A 17994-nucleotide genomic window follows, 5' to 3' on the forward strand; every position below is an offset into this window, starting at 1 on the left:
CATGGAAATATTGGAGCGGGCTCTGCGTGATGAGGTGCGCCATCAAGCGCAGAGCTTAGGGTGAATTTGTGGGGATCCCTCAGGGTCAGACCACCCATATATAGAGTGTGGTCTGCCCCTGATTTCCCTGATTTCCCTGATTTCCCTGATTAGTAATGGTCTGCACCCCATAGTCTTCTTCATACACACAAATCGCGCCCGCAGGTTCTTCGTCCTGCGGACGTTAGGCCTGGTCCAGATTCAGATTAAGCACGCTGGTCGCTCGCCCAACCGCTCTACCAACCTTACGAGATAACCGTCGGCATCCTGGACGATGAATTCTCGCTGCCCTACTTCTACATCTTCAGCCCGATACCAGGTGTCTTTGCATTCTCGATAGAGCACATATCCAGCATCATCAAGTTTTCGGATGATGGGGGCGACAGCCTCAACATCTATCTGCAGGTTCATGCCTCTTCCAAACGGCCTGGTCAACGGCGCCGTCAACCATTGCCCCGCGTCCGAATCAATCTGTTCAAGCATTACTTGAGCACCGTTCAAATCAAGATATGCAAATTTATCTTCCGGGCGTTGATAAACCACTTTGAACCCTAGGCAAGAAACCCAAAAAGCCAAGCTGCTCTCCAGGTTGGTTACCATTAACTCTGGAACCAGTTTGTTACGTTCGAACATGAGATGACTTCCATTTCATAAAGCTTATTTTTTGCAGACAGGAGGTTTCTGCGTTTACGACTTCCATGCCACGATGGGGTCGTGGCGAGCATGATGATGCATGGTCGGGCAGGAATCGACTCCAATCGGCCATAACCAACCCGTGGCGATCAGAAACATTTGACGACAACGCGTCGTTCTCCCACTCTGATTGCCCCCTGTTTATTCACTAGGCTTCGATATGTCATTTGCAACAGTAGTGCTGCTCGACCGCTGGCCACAACCAAGTACATCCCCCGAACCCGTGGTGTTTGCCACCGACACGCAGCTATGTTTACGGTATTGCACCGCTGGGGAACAAATAGTTGTAATCCATTTCCCCCTGGTTAAAAAAATTCAGTTCGGCGCCCCAAACGACGAGGCTTTGGGGGGACATCCGCTTATTAGACTTGGCCTCAAGCATTACCACATTCATCGAATAGATAATTCGCCTTGGCTAGCAGAGCTTGAGCAGAGAAACGCCATTCATCCGCGACACGATAAACAGCGATTTCTAGAAGATGCCATCCATTATGTCTTTACGTTTCAAGACTCTACCCTGGAATGCATCGTAATTGAGGGAGAGTTCTGGCATCCAAAAGTACAAGTTTTTACCTCGGAACAGAAGGCCAGGGATGTCTGGCGCGAACTGATAAATGACATAGACGCCTGACCCCAATCGTCACTTTTGCCCGATCGAGCGTTTATGTAACCTTACGAATTCACTAGCACTCTCGTTTTTAGAATACGGGATCATTTTATGCAAACTGACCAGACCAGGCTACTCGCGCTCGCACTGCTTGAGATCAGGACATTGCTTGCCGATTATCTGGGCACAGATGTAGATGCTTCCATGAGCGTTCGTGTCGCGGCGCACATGGCTTACGCGCTCCACAATGAGGCCGAGGCTGCATACAACAACGCAGATTTTCAGATCGCCAATGCAAGCTTTAAAATCGCTGCAATCGATCAGATTCTTGGTGTCACTGACGGTGCCGAATTGTTGAGCAAATTTAACTTGGATAAAAGGCCGCGTTAGCGGAGGGCGGGTGCCGTTGCCCCATACCCTCATGGCGACAGCGGCGAGTCGCCCCTGCAACTGCCCGGGCGACATTCCGAACACTCTGTCGGGGTTATCGAGCGACCTCACATCCAGTTGATAAGCATGCGTCACGCTCCCGATGGCAGGGTCCAGAAACCCGGCGGCGATCAGTTCGCGGGCTCGCATTGGATTGGGGCAAAGAAAGCATCGCCGCGGCCTTTTCTCTCTCCCGATGTGTCGCGCGTACAGCCTGCCCTGTTATTCTGATTCAGCAATATGGTGTGTAGATAAGATGCTATACGGTATTAAGTCACAGGAATGTCGGCTAATTGATAGTTAGGGAAAGCTGAGTATGCGTCGCTTAAAAGCCAATGGGTTGGTGTTTGTCAGCATTGCGATATTCTGTTCCGGCTGCACATCTTATTCGTCCCAGCCGACAATCCACGAACCCGCTGAACCCGAAACACAAGAAATCATCTCCAGCTTCAGTTACGCAATAAACTCCCCATGGAAAAACAGTCGCTTCGGCAAAGGCGCATACGCAGCGACACTCAAGGTTGTTCCCGATGCACGGGATACGGGCTCCAGCCTCGCCGCCCCAACCCTGCCGGCGTTAGAAATAAAGATCTCGGAGTTCTCATCTGGCGGCGCTTGCGGACAAGATTACCTGACGGGCTTGAGTCTGGGTTTGATCCCCAGTTGGTGTACGCGGACTAACCTTTTCAAGTTTGATTTTATATTGAATAAGGATCAGCGCTTTTGCAGGCAGAAAACCTACACGATAAACTCTACGTCGTTTTCACATCTCACGTTGATTCCATTTGCACTATTCAATACGGACAATCAGCCATTTAAGCTCTATCAGGCGGCGCTTAAAGATTTTCTTCGAATAGGTCAATGTGCGCGTTGAGACGCATGTTAACAGGCTTTGGGGCGTTCGAAATTTATCTCAAGTGAGCGGCAGCTTTTGGCCGATAGCCGCCCGATGCTTAGGGCTGCAATCGACCCAAAACGGACAGATCGACCCAGAACTTGAGTCGATCTATCAATGCAGGTTAAAAACGCCAGTCCTCAGCATGAACGACACGACAGAATGGGCCCGCCAGGGTTGCATTGTGATGAGCGACGATACTTTCAGCCTTCAATGCGGGAGTGTCAGTGCAGCTATGACCATCGGCGATCAGCACTGCATCGAATCCAAGATCTTGTGCGGCGCGGCAGGTGCTATCGACACAATACTGGGTCTTCATTCCGGCAATAACCACGCCTTGAGAACCACAAGCCTTTAGTCGATCGGCCAGGTCAGTCATGGCGAAAGCGTTAGGTCGGCTTTTTTCGAAAATCACTTCGTCGCCTTGCAGCAACAGTTCCTGCACCAGTTGCGTCAACGGGCTTCCAGGTTCGATAGGCGAGCCGGGCGGCCCCACGTGGCGAGCAAGAAAAATTGGCGTGCCGGCCCTGCGGGCTTTATTCAACAGACTATTCAACGTATTTAGCAGCGCCTCACCAGCCCATGGTTTATCTGGGCCATGAAACAATCCAACCTGCATATCGAGAATCAACAGTGCATGCATAGTGCTTTTCCTTGCGTTTGGACCAGCGACACAAGGGCAAAAGAAAAGGCCCTCTCCATCACTGGCGGGCCTTTGAAGTTCGTGCGTTATTGGCTCACGACACCTCTCACGACCCGCCTCGGGCGGTCGTGGTAGTGGTGGTCGAGGCAATACGTAGCTGATTCATAAGTGGACAGTATCTGCACGGTGCTTGGTTGGCAATGGGACAAGATCTGCGCGATGGCTACTTCTTGTATTGCTCATTGAGGTCCGCTTCTGGCCGATAGCTGCCTGTCGCCTCCGTCAGCTTTGGGTCCAGACTGTGATAGCCGGTTGCGGCAACCGGCACCACTGCGCAAGCTATTGAAATTTAAGGGTTGCAGGCTGGATATGTGTTAGTTCCGGCAGGTTGTGAAATCTTTATTCATCCGATATGTCAAAAACAGTAACCCTTGGCTTAAAGAATTCTGATTACCTGCCGCTATAAAGGTTGAGTCTCGCTGTCTTTTCCATACAAGACGACGCGCAAGGACAAGAGTCATAGTGATTATCAAATTAAAGGGATATTTATGAGATTCGCTAAAGTGTTCGGGGCAGCAACTCTATTCGCCTCTATGATTGCATCTGCCCAAGCAGGCACAATCGTCACCGTAAAGGTGAAGAACTCTACGACCGGTCCAGCCGCGTACACTTTCGAGTACTTTTCAGGGAGTGTAGCGCCCACCCCAAGTACGATTCTGCCTTCTGCAACGACAACATTTGCCCTGGCCAGTGTCGCGGATACGGTTTCAGGAATGCGATTCGTCTATACGTCAGGTAATAAGAAATGTCGTTTTGCAGCAAGCCACAAAGTCAATCCAACGACTAAAGCTCCTAGCTGGACTAAAATGGGCACTAGCGCTGGCTCCGATAACGCTACTTGCAACGCCACTATCACAGCAATTCAATCGGCGCCTCCCTATAACTACACTGTCGAATTTGAAATCAAATAATCCGACATTTGTATAGGCACCTAGCTGAAGATAGCTTTCGAGCTATCTTCAGCGCATGGAGTATCACCATGGATATTTCGATCAAATCGTATCAAGCCAGTACACAAGCAAAGGTTTCTACACAAGAGAAGCTTCCTTCGTCCAACCCTGTAAATTTACCTTCAAGGGATGCCGCCCCCAAGACGGCGGAGACCGTCACAATCTCCGATTCTGCACGGGCACTGTACGCATTAAGTAACGCTGATGATAAACAAGCCTCTATGTCCAATAGGGATTTAAAAGGACAATATGCAAAAGGTCAGAGCGATATGTACAATTTCGGGCAGCGGATTGCTGGCGGGAATCTTAATAATGAGGATCTACTTCCCAAAACAGACGACCCTGCCCGTTTGGCGTTAGGTCAGCAGTCACTGGATTACGCAATTGGGCTTTCTAAGCGCCCCCCCGAAAAACTTCCAAACCCATTTGAAGGTATGGCCCGAAACGGGCTAAGCAATATTGTTTATGATGATTCAGGAACCTATACGGATGCAGAACGATATGCTGCTTATGGGGAGCTTAGCAAGCAAGATGAAACCTATTTTTCCAAGTTGTACGCCACTATAACGAACGGCGGTGACAACAGTGAAATATTCAAAGGCATCATGGACTATTTCGATGATCTTCCAGCGGTCGAGAAAGCGGCATACCCTGATGGCTTTAGGGACAGTATAAAAAGTCTTTACCAAGAGCAGTTAGGACAATCGGGGCCGCTCGCCCTGCTCAGGCAATCGACTGAAAATGACTCTGATAAATTTTCCCCGAGCTTCTTTAACAAGGAACAATCACCGGACCAGATGTTACAAGCGGTCTTGAAAAAAGCGATTGCTCTTTCGACGGTCTGACCAGTTCAAAGCAACCAATGTGTCACTGCACGGATCAATGACGAAGGGTTTTCACCCACTCTGGGTCGATTCAAGCCTTTCATGAGAAGCAGAAATCGTCCCAAAGCGAACTGCTCCAAAGCCCTTCAGTCAGCCAAGAGCCGCCCGTTACTGTAATGAGTACGGGCGTACTGAACTAAAAAACATCCATCGCTCTACAGAGCCCTGCCTTCTCGGCAGTCTCGTTTTCAGGTTTCCCGGTTGGATTCAAGCGTTGCAACGCGACCAGGCACTGGCCACTGTCCAGCAGGATCAGCTCATAGTCCTCGCCTACCTTCGGGGTGAAGCGAAAGCTTTGCCGGCAACTATAGGAATAGCCGCCGGAGGCGTAGCCTTCACTCTGGAAGTTCATCGCGAAAGGTTTACCCGCCGGCACTTTCAGTTCAGTACGCGCCAGCGCTTGCCCTTCCACTCGGTGGTTGCTCTCGGGCATGCCCAGGCTGCGACCATTATTTTGATCGGCAAAGCCGGATTCGGACACGGCCATCACCCCGGCGCCGGGAACGCGCCAGTCGATGCAGTCGCGGCCCGGTACGCCACGCGCCATGCCATTGGTGATGATGCGCAAGCGCGCGGTATCACCCGAGGCGGGTTCAACATAGGCCGTGGAGTAAGCACGGATGTTGGAAATATTGCCGCAACCGCTCATGGCTAAGGCCAGGCCTGCGATCAGAAACGTTCTCATGGAAATCCCTTTTTATGGTTCAACGGCAGCGATATGGACTTTCACTGCGCAGTTCTTCGCCGGTCCTGGCGTCACGAATGATCACCGTAGCCCCCGGGCTTACCGACATATACCAACTATCCGCCAAGCGATACAGCCGGGGATATCGTCAACCCCCATGCCGCTCCACCAAAAAATCCACAAACGCCCTCACCCGCGCGGGCATCGCCGTGCCTCCCACAAACACCGCATGAATCGGCTCCACATCCCCCGGGTTGTAAGCCTCCAGCAACGGCACCAGGTCGCCGCGTTCAAGATCCTGCGCCACGCTGAACGTCCCTACCCGCGCAATCCCCGCCCCCAGCTTCGCCAATTGCGCCAAGGCCTCGCCGCTGTTCCCTTCAATCGTTCCCGCCACCTTCAGCGAAAACTCCCGCCCGTCCATGCGAAACGGCCAGTCGGGAGCCGCCCGGCGGAAGTTGAAGCGCAGGCAGTTGTGCTGAAGTAGATCCTGCGGCGTCACCGGAGTGCCGTGCCGGGCCAGGTAGTCCGGGGAGGCGACGATGACTTGGCCAGTGGCGCCGATGTGTCGGGCGGTCAAGGGGCTGTCGGGGAGTGGGCCGAAGCGGATGGCCACGTCTGCCTGGCCGCTGAGGATGTCCACCACTTCATCGCCGAGCATCAGGTCGACCACGATGGCAGGATAGCGGGCGCTGAAGGCGGCGATCAGTGGGACGATGGTCATGCGGCCATGGGCCAGTGCTGCGCTGACTCGCAGGCGGCCGCGTGGGGCGCCCTGGTCGGTGATGGCGTCTTCGACTTCGGCCATGTCCGCGAGGATGCGCCGGGCGCCGCGCAGGTAGGCTTCGCCTTCGGCGGTGAACGTGATGGCGCGGGTGGTGCGCAGCAGTAGCCGGGTGCCGATGCGCTGTTCGGTGCGGGTGATGATGCGGCTGATGGACGAAGGCGTCAGCCCCAGGGCGCGCGCCGCGCCGGACAGGCTGCCGTGTTCGGCGACCAGGGTGAACACTTCCATCTCGCCTGAGCGGCCGCCCACGTCCATTTTTGCCTCCTGCGCAAAGGTATAGTTCCCAATCGAGGGCTACTGCTTGAAAAGCCTGGATTGTAGCATTCGACACACAGATGAGGAGTCACCCATGCGTATCAATCCCCCCCTTGTAGCGTTGTCCGTCGGTGCCTTTGGCATCGGGGTCACAGAGTTTGCCCCCATGGGCATGTTGCCCGGTATTGCCGCTGATCTTGGCGTTTCCATTCCCGCCGCCGGGCTGTTGGTGAGCGCCTACGCCATGGGCGTGTTGATTGGCGCGCCGATCATGACGCTGGCGACGGCCAGGGTCCCGCGCCGCTATCTGCTGATCGGGCTGATGGCGATTTTCACCCTGGGTAATTTGCTGTCGGCGCTGGCGACCAACTACCAGACCTTGATGATCGCGAGGCTAGTGACGTCGTTGAACCACGGAGCGTTCTTCGGCATTGGCGCGATCGTGGCGGCGAGTGTGGTAGCGCCGGAAAAACGCGCGGGTGCGGTCGCGGCGATGTTTCTGGGGCTGACCCTGGCCACCATCGGGGGCGTGCCGCTGGCGACCTGGTTTGGCGAGAACTTCGGCTGGCGCACGGCGTTCTGGGGCATCAGCGGGTTGGGTGCGGTGGTGATGGCGGCGCTATGGTGGGCATTGCCGAATGCGCCCGCGCCGAAAGGCGGCAGCCTGATGGCGGAGATTCGTGTGCTGGGCCGCGGGCCGGTGCTGGCCGCATTGGCGCTGACGGTGGTGGGCTCCAGTGCGATGTTTACGGTATTCACTTACATCGCGCCGATTTTGCGGGATGTCACCCACGCATCGACTAACTTCGTCACTGGCATGCTCGTGCTGTTCGGTATCGGACTGACCCTGGGCAACGTGTGGGGCGGCAAGTCTGCGGATCGCTCGGTGGACCGCACGCTCATCACGTCGCTGGTGGTGTTGATCGCCGTGCTGCTGGCCTTCTCGGTGCTGATGCAATGGCCGCTGCCTGCCGCACTGTCGATCCTGCTGTGGGGCGCCGCCAGCTTTGCCCTGGTGCCGCCGTTGCAGATGCGCGTGATGGAGGCGGCTAAAGCTGCACCCAACCTGGCCTCGGCGATGAACATCGGTGCCTTTAATTTCGGCAACGCGATTGGCGCGGCAGTGGGCGGCGCGGTGATCAACGCCGGGCTCGGCTATCCCGCCATTTCCCTGGCCGGTGCGCTGATGGCAGGGCTGGGTTTGCTGATGGTGCTGGGGTTGGGCTGGCGTTCGCGGCGTAAGGGTTCACGCACTTGCGCAGGCATCCATTTGCCGACGATAGTGGATGAGCGCGTTTAACCGAAGAGAGTAGCCCATGACCCGCGACCAACTCGCCAGCTTCTACAAACGCTATATCGATTGTCTGAATCGCCAGGATTGGCAGCACCTGGGTGATTTTGTCCACTCGGATGTCACCTACAACGCAAGCCCGGTCGGCCTGGAGGGTTATCGGGCGATGCTGGAGCGAGACTTCCGGGAAATTCCCGACCTGGTGTTCCGCATTCAGTTGCTGGTTGCCGACCCGCCGACGGTCGCCAGTCGGCTGAACTTTCGGGTCAGCCCCAGGGGTGAATTTTTCGGCCTGCCGATCAATGGCAGGACGGTGGTGTTCGACGAGAACGTGTTCTATGAATGCGTCGACGGGAAATTCGCTCATGTCTGGTCGGTGATTGACAAGGCCGCGATCGCCCAGCAGTTGTGAGAGAACACGCGCCGGCTTTGTGGGAGCGCTCGAGCCTTGGCGAGGCCGCGATAGCGGTGGGTCAGGTAACCTGAATGCCAGCAGTGCCGCCGCCATCGCGGCCTCGCCAAGGCTCGTGCGCTCCCACAGTTGATCTGCATCGCAATCCCCGATTTTGCGCTGTCCCATCGCCCATGCGCCAAAAAAAGTCATGCATCGGACCGCCCGGTTGCGAGCCTGGCGATACCGGCCTATGTTTCAAGCCATGCTGTGATTTGCTGTGCCCCGCCCTGTGCCCATCCCGCAACCCAGGTGACGACATGCCTACCCTCTCCCGCCCCGCCGTACTTGAACTGATTGGTAACACGCCGCTGGTCAAGGTCAGCCGCTTCGACACCGGCCCCTGCACGCTGTTTCTCAAGCTTGAATCGCAAAACCCCGGTGGTTCCATCAAGGACCGTATCGGCCTGGCCATGATCGACGCCGCCGAGCGCGACGGCCGCCTGCTCCCTGGCGGCACCATTATAGAAGCCACCGCCGGCAACACCGGCCTGGGCCTCGCGCTGGTCGGTCGGGCCAAGGGCTATCGGGTGGTGCTGGTGGTGCCGGACAAGATGTCCACGGAAAAAGTGCTGCACCTCAAGGCCATGGGCGCCGAGGTGCATATCACCCGCTCCGATGTGGGCAAGGGGCATCCCGAGTATTACCAGGACGTGGCCACGCGCCTGGCCAAGGATATTCCGGGTTCGTTCTTTGCCGACCAGTTCAACAACCCGGCCAACCCGCTGGCCCATGAAACCAGCACCGCACCGGAGATCTGGGCGCAGACCCAGCATGATGTCGATGCGATTGTGGTGGGCGTCGGCTCGGCCGGCACCCTCACCGGCCTGACCCGTTTCTTCAAGCGCGTGCAGCCCGAACTGGCCATGGTGCTGGCTGATCCGGTGGGTTCGGTGATGGCCGAGTACAGCCGCAGCGGTCGGCTTGAAATCCCGGGCTCCTGGGCCGTGGAAGGCATCGGCGAGGATTTCATCCCGTCGATTGCCGACCTGTCCAGCGTGCGCCACGCCTACTCCATCAGCGATGAAGAAAGCTTCGACCATGCCCGCCAACTGCTCAAGGCCGAAGGCATTCTTGGCGGTTCTTCCACCGGCACCCTGCTCGCCGCCGCGCTGCGCTATTGCCGCGAGCAAACCGAGCCCAAGCGCGTGGTGACGTTCGTGTGCGACACCGGCACGCGCTACCTGTCCAAGGTCTACAACGACCAATGGATGAACGACGCAGGGCTGTTGCAGTACAAGCATTACGGCGACCTGCGCGACCTGATCGCCCGCCGTTTCGAAGATGGCCGGGTGATCAGCGTCAGCCCTGACGACACCCTGCTCACCGCCTTCCAGCGCATGCGCCTGGCGGATGTCTCGCAACTGCCGGTATTGATCGACGGCCAGCAACTGGCGGGCGTTATCGATGAGTCCGATCTGCTGCTGGGCCTGCATCAGGACGCCGCGCATTTTTCCATGAGCGTGGCCAGCGCCATGACCCGCACCCCGCACACCCTGGCCCCCGGCGCCAGCCTGGCCGAACTGCAGGCGGAACTGGATCGCGGCCTGGTCGCCATCATTGCCGATGCGTCAGGCTTCCATGGCCTGATCACCCGCGTCGACCTGCTCAACCATCTACGGAGATCCCTTGCATGAGTCAGCCCGATAAAAGCGCGTTTGCCACCCGTGTGATTCATGCCGGACAGTCCCCCGACCCGACCACCGGCGCGCTGATGCCGCCGATCTATGCCAACTCCACCTACCTGCAAGACAGCCCTGGCGTGCACAAAGGCTTCGACTACGGGCGCTCCCACAACCCCACGCGCTTTGCGCTGGAGCGTTGCGTGGCCGACCTTGAAGGCGGCACTCAGGCCTTCGCGTTTGCCTCCGGGCTGGCGGCGATTTCCACGGTGCTGGAGTTGCTCGATGCCGGTGCGCATATCGTTTCCGGCAATGACCTGTATGGCGGCACCTTCCGCCTGTTCGACAAGGTGCGCCAGCGCAGTGCCGGGCACCGGTTCAGCTACGTAGACTTGAGTGACGTGTCGGCCTTCGAAGCGGCGCTGCAAGACGACACGCGCATGGTCTGGGTCGAAACGCCGAGCAACCCGCTGCTCAGCCTCACCGACCTCAGCGCCATTACCCGCGTGTGCCGTGCGCGCGGCATTCTGTGCGTGGCCGACAACACCTTCGCCAGCCCGTGGATCCAGCGACCGCTGGAGTTGGGGTGCGACATCGTCGTGCACTCCACCACCAAGTACCTGAACGGCCACTCGGATGTGATCGGCGGCATCGCCGTTGTTGGCGACAACCCGGAATTGGCCGAACGCCTGGGCTTTCTGCAAAATTCGGTGGGCGCCATCGCCGGGCCTTTTGATGCATTCCTGACCCTGCGCGGCGTGAAAACCCTGGCCCTGCGCATGGAGCGCCATTGCAGCAACGCGCTGGAACTGGCGACCTGGCTGGAACAGCAGCCGCAGGTGGCGCGGGTGCACTACCCGGGCTTGAAATCCCACCCGCAGCACGAGCTGGCCAAACGGCAGATGCGCGGGTTTGGCGGGATGATTTCGGTGGACCTGAACAGCGACCTGGCGGGCGCCACACGCTTTCTGGAAAACGTAAAAATCTTCGCCCTGGCCGAGAGCCTGGGTGGCGTGGAAAGCCTGATCGAACACCCGGCGATCATGACCCACGCGAGCATCCCGGCGGCAACGCGGGCGCAGTTGGGGATTGGGGATGGGTTGGTGCGCTTGTCGGTGGGGGTTGAAGATGTAGAGGATTTGCGCGCAGATCTGGCCCAGGCCCTGGCACACATCTAAAATCAGAAATCGATCAAATGTGGGAGGGGGCTTGCCCCCGATGGCGGTGGATCAGCCAGCTTATTGGCAACTGACCCACCGCTATCGGGGGCAAGCCCCCTCCCACATTGGTTATGCTAATCGGCCCGAGGTTAAGCGGCGCGGGCGGATCTGGCCTCAGGCCCTGGTACGCATCTAATAGTCAGAAATCGATCAAATGTGGGAGGGGGCTTGCCCCCGATGGCGGTGTATCAGTCAGCTTGTTGGCAACTGACCCACCGCTATCGGGGGCAAGCCCCCTCCCACATTGGTTATGCTAATCGGCCCGAGGTTAAGCGGCGCGGGCGGATCTGGCCTCAGGCCCTGGTACGCATCTAATAGTCAGAAATCGATCAAATGTGGGAGGGGGCTTGCCCCCGATGGCGGTGTATCAGTCAGCTTGTTGGCAACTGACCCACCGCTATCGGGGGCAAGCCCCCTCCCACATTGGTTATGCTAATCGGCCCGAGGTTAAGCGGCGCGGGCGGATTTGGCCTCAGGCCCTGGCACACATCTAAAGTCAGAAATCGATCAAATGTGGGAGGGGGCTTGCCCCCGATAGCGGTGGATCAGCCAGCTTGTTGGCAACTGACCCACCGCTATCGGGGGCAAGCCCCCTCCCACATTGGTTGTGCTAATCAGGCCTGGGTGATGTTGGCCCGTGCGCTGTGCAGCTTCTTGTAGCTGTCGATCAAGCGCAAATGCCGGTCCAGCCCTTCCAGCTTCATGCTGGTCGGTGTCAGCCCATAGAAGCGCACACTGCCCTCGACCGAGCCGATCACTGCGTCCATGCGTTCATTGCCGAACATGCGCCGGAAGTTGGCTTCGTAGTCGGCCAGTTCCAGGTCGTCGTCCAGTTCCATTTCCAGCACCGCGTTCATCGCCTGGTAGAACAGCCCACGCTCGACGGTGTTGTCGTTGTACTGCAGGAACATTTCCACGCATTCCTTGGCCTCTTCATACTGCTTCAACGCCAGGAAGATCAGCAGTTTCAATTCCAGGATGGTCAGTTGGCCCCACGCGGTGTTGTCGTCGAATTCGATGCCGATCAGGGTGGTGATATCGGTGTAGTCGTCCAGCTCGCTTTCGATCAGGCGCTCGACCAAGGCCTGCAACGCGTCCTCATCGAGGCGGTGCAGGTTGAGGATGTCTTCGCGGAAGAACAGCGCCTTGTTGGTGTTGTCCCAGATCAGGTCGTCCACCGGGTAGATTTCCGAATAATCCGGCACCAGGATGCGGCAGGCGGTGGCGCCCAGGTGTTGGTAGACCGCCATGTACGACTCTTTGCCCATGCCTTCCAGGATACCGAACAGCGTCGCGGCTTCCTGGACATTGGAGTCTTCGCCGTGGCCGGAGAAGTCCCATTCGACGAATTCGTAGTCCGACCGGGCGCTGAAGAAGCGCCACGACACCACACCGCTGGAGTCGATAAAGTGCTCGACGAAGTTGTTCGGCTCGGTGACCGCCTGGCCTTCGAAGGTCGGCTGCGGCAAGTCGTTCAAACCTTCGAAACTGCGGCCTTGCAGCAGTTCGGTGAGGCTGCGCTCCAGCGCCACTTCAAAGCTTGGGTGCGCGCCGAACGAGGCGAATACACCGCCGGTGCGCGGGTTCATCAGGGTCACGCACATCACCGGGAATTCACCGCCCAGGGACGCATCCTTGACCAGCACCGGGAAGCCCTGCGCCTCCAGGCCCTCGATACCGGCGAGGATGCCAGGGTATTTGGCCAACACATCGGCGGGTACGTCCGGCAGGGCAAATTCGCCTTCGATGATTTCGCGCTTCACCGCCCGCTCGAAAATCTCCGACAGGCACTGCACCTGGGCTTCGGCCAAGGTGTTGCCGGCGCTCATGCCGTTGCTCAGGTAGAGGTTTTCGATCAGGTTGGAGGGGAAATACACCACCTCGCCGTCGGACTGGCGCACAAACGGCAGCGAGACAATGCCCCGCGCTTCGTTACCCGAGTTGGTGTCGAACAGGTGCGAACCGCGCAGCCCGCCATCGCGGTCGTAGACCTTGCGGCAGTAGGCGTCGAGGATCTCACTCGGCAGCTCGTCGTTCGGACCCGGCTGGAACCAGCGCTCATCCGGGTAATGCACGAACGGTGCATTGGCCAGCTCTTCGCCCCAGAACTGATCGTTGTAGAAAAAGTTGCAGTTGAGCCGCTCGATAAACTCGCCCAGTGCCGACGCCAGCGCGCCCTCCTTCGTCGCGCCCTTGCCGTTGGTGAAACACATCGGCGAGTGGGCATCGCGCACATGCAGCGACCAGACGTTGGGCACGATGTTGCGCCACGAGGCGATCTCGATCTTCATGCCCAGGCGCGCCAGGATCGCCGACATATTGGCGATGGTCTGCTCCAGCGGCAGGTCCTTGCCGGCGATGTAGGTGCCCGCCTCCGACGTCGAGTTGGGCATCAACAGCGCCTGGGCGTCGGCGTCGAGGTTGTCCACTTGCTCGATCACAAACTCCGGTCCGGCCTGCACTACTTTTTTCACGGTGCAACGGTCGATGGAACGCAGGATGCCTTGGCGGTCCTTGTCGGAAATGTCCGCCGGCAGCTCGACCTGGATCTTGAAGATCTGGTTGTAGCGGTTTTCCGGGTCGACGATGTTGTTCTGCGACAGGCGAATATTGTCCGTGGGGATATTGCGCGTGGCGCAGTACAGCTTCACGAAGTACGCCGCACACAACGCCGACGAAGCCAGGAAGTAATCGAATGGCCCCGGCGCCGAACCGTCGCCCTTGTAGCGAATCGGCTGGTCGGCAATCACCGTGAAATCATCGAACTTGGCCTCAAGCCGAAGGTTGTCGAGAAAGTTGACCTTAATTTCCATGCGGGCACACCAGAATAACGGGCTAAACAAAATGGCCGCCATTATGAAGATTTTCGCCGGGAAGTCGCAGGGTTTTGCGCGTGGGCTGCTGATCGGTAGCGCTATGCCAACAGCCTGCGGCCGCTGGCATAGCGTTGCGCGGGACTAGGGCTGGCTTGAGCTCAGGCGTTGCGCCAGGCTCTTGCGGTTGATCGCCAGTTCGCTGCTGACGTCCGGCCCGTGGTAGACCATGGACGTTTCATGGTGCACAAAATCGCCCGAGCGTGCAGCGCTCAGCCAGTTGAATGAGCCGACACACAGCAGTTCCTCATCGGCCATTACCAGCTTGCTGTGTACCTTGTTGACCACGCGCACCTGCACGGCATGGTTTTTCAGCGCTGCGATTGCATCCTGAAAGTAAGCGGCTTTGGCCGGCTTACCTTCGGTGTTGAAGCGCAGGTCAGTGTAGACCGTCACCGGCACGCCTCGCTGCACGGTGTCGCCCATCGCGTCCAAGGCACCGCTTTCGCGCATCCCGCGCAACTTGACCCACGGCGTGACAATCTGCACCTGCTGGCGCGCAGTTTCCAGGGTTCGCAACAGGAAGCGATCATGCTCGGCGAATTCATGCAGGTGGCTCAAGCCGGTGCGCACCGTGAGCAAATCCGCTCGGGGTTGGAAGTCGAATGTGAGCTCATTTTCCGGGCTGTTCAGCAGGTACTGCGCCAGACGTCCACGGGGTTTGCTGGCGGGTATCTGGCTGAACAGGTCCATGTCGCCGAACACCAGGAAACTGTCTTTGGCGCGGGAAACGGCCACGTTCAACATGCTGTCGCGGCGGTCGATAAAAGGCCCGTCGGCATGCTTGGAGTACACAGCGGAAAAAATCACCACCGGCCGTTCGGCGCCCTGGAAGGAGTGCACGGTGCCCACGGTGAGTTCGCCGTCGCCTTTGCCGGTACGAATACCCAGCGCGCTGCACGCGTCAGTAATGGCCTGGGTCTGGGCGCCAAACGGGGTAATCACCCCGAGGATTTCCCAGAGTTCCTTGCCGTAGCGCTCAGTGAGTGGCTGTTCATGGGCCTTGATCCAGGCCGCGATGGTCTGGGCTTCCAGCAGGTTATGGCGGCTGCCGCCCTGCTTTTGCTGACAGATCCCGTCGATATGCAGATACCCCAGCCCCGGCAGGCCGCCATCGGGTTTGGCGCCGCGCCGTGGTTGCAGCTTGCCCTTGTAGCAGAGCGCGTTGCAGTAATCGATGATCGAGTCATAACACCGGCGGTGTTCGTACAGGTAAAGGCCGCGCGCCAGGTCGCGGTCGTAATGATAGCGGCTGGTGGACTGTGCAATCGCCATGACGCTGCCACTGGCGGCGCTGCGTCCACTGTCACAAAAGGCCTCGTACTCATCGTCCACGCGGCTGCGTGACAGCAGGCCGGTGGCGAGCAGATTGCCGATATCCACCGCCGGCGGCACCGACCAGATGGGCTCGATCTGCTGCGTGTCGCCAATCACCAGCGCTTGCCGCGCGAGGGCGAATGACGGCGCCGCCACCTCGGGCAGCACCTGGCCGGCTTCGTCCACGATCAGCAGGTCGATGAAATTCAGCGCGTAATCGTCGACAAGGCCGTTGCCATCATGGCGCTCGCAGGACAACTCTCTCGGTAGCCGGTAGAACGTGGCCACGACGCAGGGCGTGAGCTTCATCCAGCGGCGCCAGTTTTTTTCCAACGTCTTGCGGCCGGTTTTTTTGCGGCTCTTGAGAATCAGCGGCAGCTCGTCGATGACTTCCAGCAGCCAACGGCCCTCCCAGTAATGCGTGGTCAGCAGGAAGGTCTCGAAGCGCAACGAGGTGTCCGCCCAGCGGTCGCAGTCTTCCAGGGTCACCTGGGCGGCGGGCTTGCCGGCCGCCTGGGGTAACCGGCCAATCACCGCCTGCCAGTTCAACAGTTCACGCTGTTCGCCGCGCAGCAGTTGCTCCACACGCTCACGCTGGGTTTCGAGGGTTTTCAGGCTTTGTGCGTGATGCGCCACTGCGGCCGTCAACCGGCGCTCGATGTCATGCACATCGGTGGCCTCCTGCAGCTGTGCGTCAGCCTCATCGATGTGCAGTTTGGCCAGGCGCAGGCGCTTGGCGGCAATCGGGCCGAACCAACCGAACAGCGTATACACCAGCGACTCATGGGCCAGGTAATGCCTGAAATCTTTCAGACGTGCCTTGGCATTGGTCAGCCGCTCCGAATATGCCCGCAGTTGAGCGTCTAGACCCGCAATCGCCGCCTGTGGATCATCGCCCAGCACGGCCTTGAGGGCGTCGCGCGCCACCCGCAATCTGGCCCATCCCTGCTCGATATCACTCAGTTGCTGCAGGCGCAGGCGAATCCGCGCCTGCAGCGCGTCTACGGTGTTTTTGAGCGTGGGCGGCGACTGTCCCGGAAAAGCGATGGCGGCGCGCGCCAGATAAGCCTGCTGCGCTTTATCGACGTAGGCCTGCGTCTCCAGCGCCAGGTAAAAGCTCTTGGTCTGGTAGGTGCGGGCCATCTCCGCTTCCGCCGAGGCCGTCGGAAAGTAGGCGCCAAAGCTGCTGATATCGGGAAGCCAGCGCCCGGCAAAGGGGCCGGTGCCTTCGGAGAAGTCCTTACCAAAGGCCTTGATGATGTTGGTGACCGCCTGGTTGTTCGTCGAACTGGCGACGATCACCGGCGGCTCGCCGCCCTCGGCGGCGGCCCTGGCCCAGAGCGACGCGACCACGGACAACAGCAATGTGGTCTTGCCGGTGCCCGGCGGCCCGTTGACCGCGAGGATATCCCCGGTGTTACCCACCAGCAGGTGCGCGAGACTGTCGCGTTGGGCCGGCGCCAGCGCGTATTCGTCACCGGCATGCCCGCCTCGTCCGGCGAACAGGCCATTGGCCGGCAGGCAGGGTTCATCGGGCGTGGGTTCACGTTGTGCAAAGCGCTCGAACAACGGCGCCTCCGGTTTGGCGAGGCGCAAGTGATCGTATAGCGCAACGATATTGCGACTGAAACCGTCCGCCTTCTGCTCCTTGAACACGTAGCAATAGTTGGCCGGATCGAAACCGTCGTCCTCGCCGTTCCAGGCGTTGCACACCGTTTGGAACATCGTCTTGCAGTAACGCAGGTAAGTGAGCCATTTGTCGCGATATTCGTCCGGCTGCACCTCTGTGCCGTGGGCCGGCACTTCGAATCGGGGTGCGTCTTGCGTGGTTAAAAACCTGTCCAGGTCAGGTTGGGCGCCGATGGTGAAATTGTCGCGGTCCAACGGTTCCAGGATGTCGCGGGGTACCAGCGTGGGGCCGGTCGGATAGATAAGCCCGTCACGGGTGACCGACACCCGGCAAATGATCGGTGTGATGAACGCCGGCAGCCCTCTGCGCGCCATGCGGTGTTCCCGGCGCGAGGCGTACACAAACGGGCGCAGCGTGATATCCACGTCGAGCCGTTGCGCCGGTTCGTCGGCGAACAGGAGTTCCACCTGCTCAGCCGGCAGACAACCGGCGGCCAGGGCGGCCAAAGGTATGACCGCGTAGGTTTTGACATGGCTGGGGGACAAGGCACCGTTGCCGTTTTCCGCGTCGGCCAACGAGTTTCGCCAGTAGTTGGCAAGCTTCAGAGAGTAATCGTTCATCGTCCTGATTCGGTGCAGACCGTGACTCACTGTTACGGTCGGT

The 17994-nt window shown here is 58.7% G+C and carries 14 protein-coding genes; 8 read left to right on the forward strand and 6 right to left on the reverse strand.

Annotation, left to right across the window (positions count from 1 at the left end):
* Positions 1 to 240: 240 nt before the first annotated feature.
* Entirely contained in the window at positions 241 to 672 is a 432-nt protein-coding gene (locus BFP89_RS20670) for a bleomycin resistance protein (RefSeq protein ID WP_065887272.1), read from the reverse strand.
* Positions 673 to 892: 220 nt separating this feature from the next.
* Between BFP89_RS20670 and BFP89_RS27815 the strand changes: the two genes are divergently transcribed.
* The 3 genes from BFP89_RS27815 to BFP89_RS20680 all read left to right on the forward strand — a co-directional run bounded on the left by BFP89_RS27815 (position 893) and on the right by BFP89_RS20680 (position 2642).
* Entirely contained in the window at positions 893 to 1363 is a 471-nt protein-coding gene (locus BFP89_RS27815; RefSeq protein ID WP_083208123.1) for a hypothetical protein, read from the forward strand.
* An 87-nt stretch (positions 1364 to 1450) separates the two neighbouring features.
* Positions 1451 to 1729 carry a hypothetical protein gene (locus tag BFP89_RS20675; RefSeq protein ID WP_057722259.1) on the forward strand — a complete coding sequence of 93 codons (279 nt, stop codon included), beginning with the start codon at positions 1451 to 1453 and terminating at the stop codon, positions 1727 to 1729.
* Between the two features lie 355 nt (positions 1730 to 2084).
* Complete coding sequence (locus BFP89_RS20680) at positions 2085 to 2642, forward strand: hypothetical protein (protein ID WP_065887275.1); 558 nt, start codon at positions 2085 to 2087, stop codon at positions 2640 to 2642.
* Positions 2643 to 2787: 145 nt separating this feature from the next.
* Here the strand turns inward: BFP89_RS20680 and BFP89_RS20685 are convergent, their stop codons facing one another.
* Entirely contained in the window at positions 2788 to 3306 is a 519-nt protein-coding gene (locus BFP89_RS20685; protein WP_065887277.1) for an isochorismatase family protein, read from the reverse strand.
* 1039 nt (positions 3307 to 4345) lie between these two features.
* Between BFP89_RS20685 and BFP89_RS20690 the strand changes: the two genes are divergently transcribed.
* Complete coding sequence (locus BFP89_RS20690; protein WP_065887279.1) at positions 4346 to 5161, forward strand: hypothetical protein; 816 nt, start codon at positions 4346 to 4348, stop codon at positions 5159 to 5161.
* A 175-nt stretch (positions 5162 to 5336) separates the two neighbouring features.
* Here the strand turns inward: BFP89_RS20690 and BFP89_RS20695 are convergent, their stop codons facing one another.
* Both BFP89_RS20695 and BFP89_RS20700 read right to left on the reverse strand, forming a co-directional pair.
* Complete coding sequence (locus BFP89_RS20695; RefSeq protein ID WP_065887281.1) at positions 5337 to 5885, reverse strand: hypothetical protein; 549 nt, start codon at positions 5883 to 5885, stop codon at positions 5337 to 5339.
* A gap of 148 nt (positions 5886 to 6033) precedes the next feature.
* Positions 6034 to 6927 (reverse strand): LysR family transcriptional regulator, encoded by an 894-nt coding sequence (locus BFP89_RS20700; RefSeq protein WP_065887283.1) that lies wholly within the window; start codon positions 6925 to 6927, stop codon positions 6034 to 6036.
* Between the two features lie 94 nt (positions 6928 to 7021).
* On the opposite strand from BFP89_RS20700, the gene BFP89_RS20705 reads away from it, so the two are divergent.
* From BFP89_RS20705 to BFP89_RS20720, 4 genes are all read left to right on the forward strand, one after another.
* Positions 7022 to 8227 carry an MFS transporter gene (locus BFP89_RS20705; protein ID WP_065887285.1) on the forward strand — a complete coding sequence of 402 codons (1206 nt, stop codon included), beginning with the start codon at positions 7022 to 7024 and terminating at the stop codon, positions 8225 to 8227.
* A gap of 16 nt (positions 8228 to 8243) precedes the next feature.
* Positions 8244 to 8630: an ester cyclase gene (locus tag BFP89_RS20710; protein WP_065887287.1), complete on the forward strand. Its 387-nt coding sequence runs from the start codon at positions 8244 to 8246 to the stop codon at positions 8628 to 8630.
* A 299-nt stretch (positions 8631 to 8929) separates the two neighbouring features.
* The gene (locus BFP89_RS20715; protein ID WP_065887289.1) at positions 8930 to 10306 is read left to right on the forward strand and encodes a pyridoxal-phosphate dependent enzyme; all 1377 of its coding nucleotides are present in this window, start codon (positions 8930 to 8932) and stop codon (positions 10304 to 10306) included.
* A complete protein-coding gene (locus BFP89_RS20720) occupies positions 10303 to 11469 on the forward strand; it encodes a cystathionine gamma-synthase (protein WP_065887291.1) in 1167 nt (388 codons plus the stop codon). Before BFP89_RS20715 ends, BFP89_RS20720 begins: the two co-directional genes overlap by 4 nt.
* A gap of 656 nt (positions 11470 to 12125) precedes the next feature.
* On the opposite strand, the gene BFP89_RS20725 is transcribed toward BFP89_RS20720, so the two are convergent.
* Entirely contained in the window at positions 12126 to 14324 is a 2199-nt protein-coding gene (locus BFP89_RS20725) for an OsmC domain/YcaO domain-containing protein (RefSeq protein WP_065887294.1), read from the reverse strand.
* Positions 14325 to 14468: 144 nt separating this feature from the next.
* Positions 14469 to 17951, reverse strand: a complete 3483-nt coding sequence (locus BFP89_RS20730) for an AAA domain-containing protein (RefSeq protein ID WP_065887295.1) — start codon at positions 17949 to 17951, stop codon at positions 14469 to 14471.
* Between the last annotated feature and the right edge of the window lie 43 nt (positions 17952 to 17994).

This window comes from Pseudomonas sp. 31 R 17 (genome assembly GCF_900004915.1).
Lineage (GTDB): Bacteria > Pseudomonadota > Gammaproteobacteria > Pseudomonadales > Pseudomonadaceae > Aquipseudomonas > Aquipseudomonas orientalis_A.